This is a genomic window from Nocardia ninae NBRC 108245 (assembly GCF_007990755.1).
Lineage (GTDB): Bacteria > Actinomycetota > Actinomycetes > Mycobacteriales > Mycobacteriaceae > Nocardia > Nocardia ninae.
On record NZ_BJXA01000168.1, the window covers coordinates 1 to 3,155 of the forward strand.

A 3,155-nucleotide genomic window follows, 5' to 3' on the forward strand; every position below is an offset into this window, starting at 1 on the left:
TCGTGCGCGCCCGCGCAGGCCGCGACCGCGGTCCCCGCCGGCATACCGGTGCTCGATTGGTCGGAGAACGTCGGCTACGACGCCCAGGGCAACCTGTGGGTCTCCCGGATCTACCGCAACGAGGTGCAGCGCTACGACCGCTCGGGTGCACTGACCGCGACCGTCCCTGTCGAGTTCCCCGGCGCCGTCCGCAGCGGACCGGACGGATTGCTCTATGTCGTCTACGGTGATTCACCCACCAGTGCGATCCGCCCCGGCGGCGTCGTCCGTTTCGATCCGGCGGCCGCGGATCCGAAGCCCGAGGTCTTCGTCTCCGGCCTCACCATGCCCAATGGCGCCACCTTCGATGCGGCCGGCCATCTCTACGTCGCCACCATGTCCGGTGTCATCCGGGTGCGTGCGGACGGCAGTGTGGATACCGCCTGGACCGAGAAGGCGGCCGAAGCGGGGGCCAACGGCATTGTCATGCAGGGTAATTCGCTCTACGTGACGGTCAACGGGAGCACGCTCGGCCAGCTCGTCCGCATCGCGATCGACGATCCGAATGCGCAGACGGTGGTCGCGAACCTGGCCTCGCCGCTGCCCGGTGTGCCGGATTTCGCCGACGATCTGCACATCGACGCCGACGGGATCCTGTACGTGACCACGCTGTCCGGCCGGCTCGTGCGCGTCGATCCCGCGACCGGTGCGGCCTGCGCGGTGCTCACCGGCCAGCCGCTGACGTCGGTGGTCGCAACACCGGGGCAGCCGAACCAGCTGCTGGCGGGTACCGAGAGCGGCGCCGTACTGCGTATTCAGCTGCCCCGCTGAGCTTGCGCTTTCGGACCGCCGACGGCGCGCTCGAGGCGCGCGGAGACCGTACGTAGCTGTCGGAGCAACTCCGGCGACTCGTGCACCTCGAAGTCGGCACCGAGAGCGATGAGCCGGTGCGCCAACCACTCCGGTGAGTCGTCGCGGAGGGTGTCCAGGCGGCAAGAGTTTTCATCGATCGCGACGAGGTCGCCCGGGTCGTCGCCGAGCCGGCCTGCGACCCGTTGCGCGGGTGCGTGAATGGTGACGGAGAGCCGGAAAGTCGGTGTACCCCAGTCGGTTCGGCGTCCCGCCACGTAGGCTGCGGGATCGGCGGCGGGAAGTTCGCGCGGGGCGAAGCGAGCGGCGGTCGGCTGTACCTGATCGACGCGATCGACCCGGTAGACGCGCCAGTCGTCGCGATCGACGTCGTAGCCGACCAGGTACCAGCGGTGCCGGACCGGAGCGAGTCCGACGGGTTCGGCATGCCTGCGCGATTGCGTGCCACCGCCGTCGCGATACGTGAAACGCACCCGCTCCCTGTTGGTTACGGCGGCGGCCAGCGCCGTCAGCACCTCCGGCTCGACCAGTGGTCCCGTGTCGGTGGGCGGTGCCAGCGCGGTGCCGAGTACCCGCACCCTGCGGCGCAGCTTCGCGGGCAGTACCTGCTCCAGCTTGGTGAGCGCGCGCACCGACGCCTCCTCGATGCCCGCGACCGCGTAGCCGGCCGCGGCCCGCAACCCCACCGCGATGGCGACCGCCTCGTCGTCCTCGATCAGCAACGGCGGCAGCGCCGACCCGGCCACCAGCCGATAACCGCCCGCCGCACCCATCGTCGCCTCGACCGGGTAACCGAGTTCGCGTAATCGGTCGATATCGCGGCGCACCGTGCGGTCGGTGACGCCGAGTCGTTCGGCCAGTTCGCTGCCCGGCCATTCGCGTGGGGTCTGGAGTAGCGACAGCAGGCGCAGCAGCCGGGCGGGGGTGTCGTTCATGAATCTCAGATTGTCAGACAACTAGGACATAGATGGTCCTACATGATTCCTAACGTAGTGCTCGGATCGAACGACCGACACACGAGGAGCCCTCTCGATGACCGACCACCGCACCGCTGTTCGCCCGTTCCGCATCGACATCGCCCAGGCGGACCTGGACGACCTGCACGACCGGCTGAGCCGGACCCGCTGGTCGGCCCAGCTGCCCGGTGCGGGACGCGAGCGCGGCGTGCCCGTCGCCTACCTGCGGGAGCTCGCCGAGTACTGGCGGACCGAGTTCGATTGGCGGGCACAGGAAGCGGCGCTCAACGAGTTTCCGCAGTTCATTACCGAAATCGACGGCCTCGACGTGCATTTCGTGCACGTCCGCTCGCCCGAGCCGGACGCGGTACCGCTGATCCTCACGCACGGCTGGCCGAACACCTTCGCCGAGTTCAGCAAAACCATCGGCCTGCTCGCCGACCCGCGCAAGCACGGACTCGACCCGGCGCAGGCCTTCCACGTGGTGGTGCCGTCGGTGCCCGGCTTCGCGTTCTCGGCAGCGCCGCACGAGGTGGGGATGACGCCGCAGCGGGTGGCCGAGATGTGGCTGGTACTGATGGAGCGGCTCGGCTACCAGCGATTCGGTGCCCAGGGCGGCGATCTCGGCGCCTACGTCGTGCCGGAAATGGCGATCGCCGCGCCGGACCGAGTGATCGGCGTGCACATCGATGGCGGCATCGGCATGCCGAGCGCGGCCGACGTGCCGACCATGACGCCGGACGAGCGTGCCGAATGGGATCTGATGCAGCAGTGGATGACCGGCGTGAACCACCACGAGCTGTTGCGCGCCGCCCCGCAGACCTTCGCGCACGCGTGGACCGACTCCCCGGTCGGCCTGCTGGGCTGGCTCATACACAAGTTCAACGAATTCGCCCCGCTCGCCGAGCAAGCCGAGGATGTGATCGACCGTGACCACCTGCTGACCACCGTCAGCCTGTACTGGTTCACCAATACGGCGGCCACCTCGTCCTGGCCCATGTACAACGGCCTCGGCGACAACGGATTTGCCTGGCCGAAGGGGCAAAAGCGGGTGCCGACAGGCGTTTACGGTGGGGGATCAGCGCTGATGCTGCGACTTGCCCAGCGCGACAACGACATCGTGCACTGGCCGGAGGGCAATACCGGCAATCACTTCGTGGCGATGGAACTGCCTGAGCTGCATGTGGCCGATATTCGCGCGTTCTTCGCGAAGGTGCGCTGAACCAGGCTGTGCGGCACCGTCCGTCGCGGCGGTGCCGCCGAGTCAGCCGGCAGGCTTGGTGAACTCGCCGTGCACCGCGGCACCCGCAGGCGCGCCGGGGGTGGTCGGTGCCGCCGGGGGAGCTGGGG

The 3,155-nt window shown here is 68.9% G+C and carries 3 protein-coding genes; 2 read left to right on the forward strand and 1 reads right to left on the reverse strand.

Going from position 1 to position 3,155, the window contains the following annotated elements; translation table 11 throughout:
- Positions 1-810: SMP-30/gluconolactonase/LRE family protein (locus tag NN4_RS45595; RefSeq protein WP_186818934.1), on the forward strand; the 810-nt coding region annotated here is incomplete at its 5' end.
- On the opposite strand, the gene NN4_RS44350 is transcribed toward NN4_RS45595, so the two are convergent.
- A complete protein-coding gene (locus tag NN4_RS44350; protein ID WP_147144413.1) occupies positions 795-1,784 on the reverse strand; it encodes a helix-turn-helix transcriptional regulator in 990 nt (329 codons plus the stop codon). The two genes, NN4_RS45595 and NN4_RS44350, sit on opposite strands and share 16 nt — an antisense overlap.
- Before the next feature lie 97 nt (positions 1,785-1,881).
- On the opposite strand from NN4_RS44350, the gene NN4_RS44355 reads away from it, so the two are divergent.
- Positions 1,882-3,027: an epoxide hydrolase family protein gene (locus tag NN4_RS44355; protein WP_147144415.1), complete on the forward strand. Its 1,146-nt coding sequence runs from the start codon at positions 1,882-1,884 to the stop codon at positions 3,025-3,027.
- Positions 3,028-3,155: the final 128 nt, after the last annotated feature.

Bases quoted from the DNA above. Each gene is read 5' to 3' on its own strand.
- NN4_RS44355 (WP_147144415.1), top strand. From the start codon at position 1,882: ATGACCGACCACCGCACCGCTGTTCGCCCGTTCCGCATCGACATCGCC.
- NN4_RS44350 (WP_147144413.1), bottom strand. From the start codon at position 1,784: ATGAACGACACCCCCGCCCGGCTGCTGCGCCTGCTGTCGCTACTCCAG.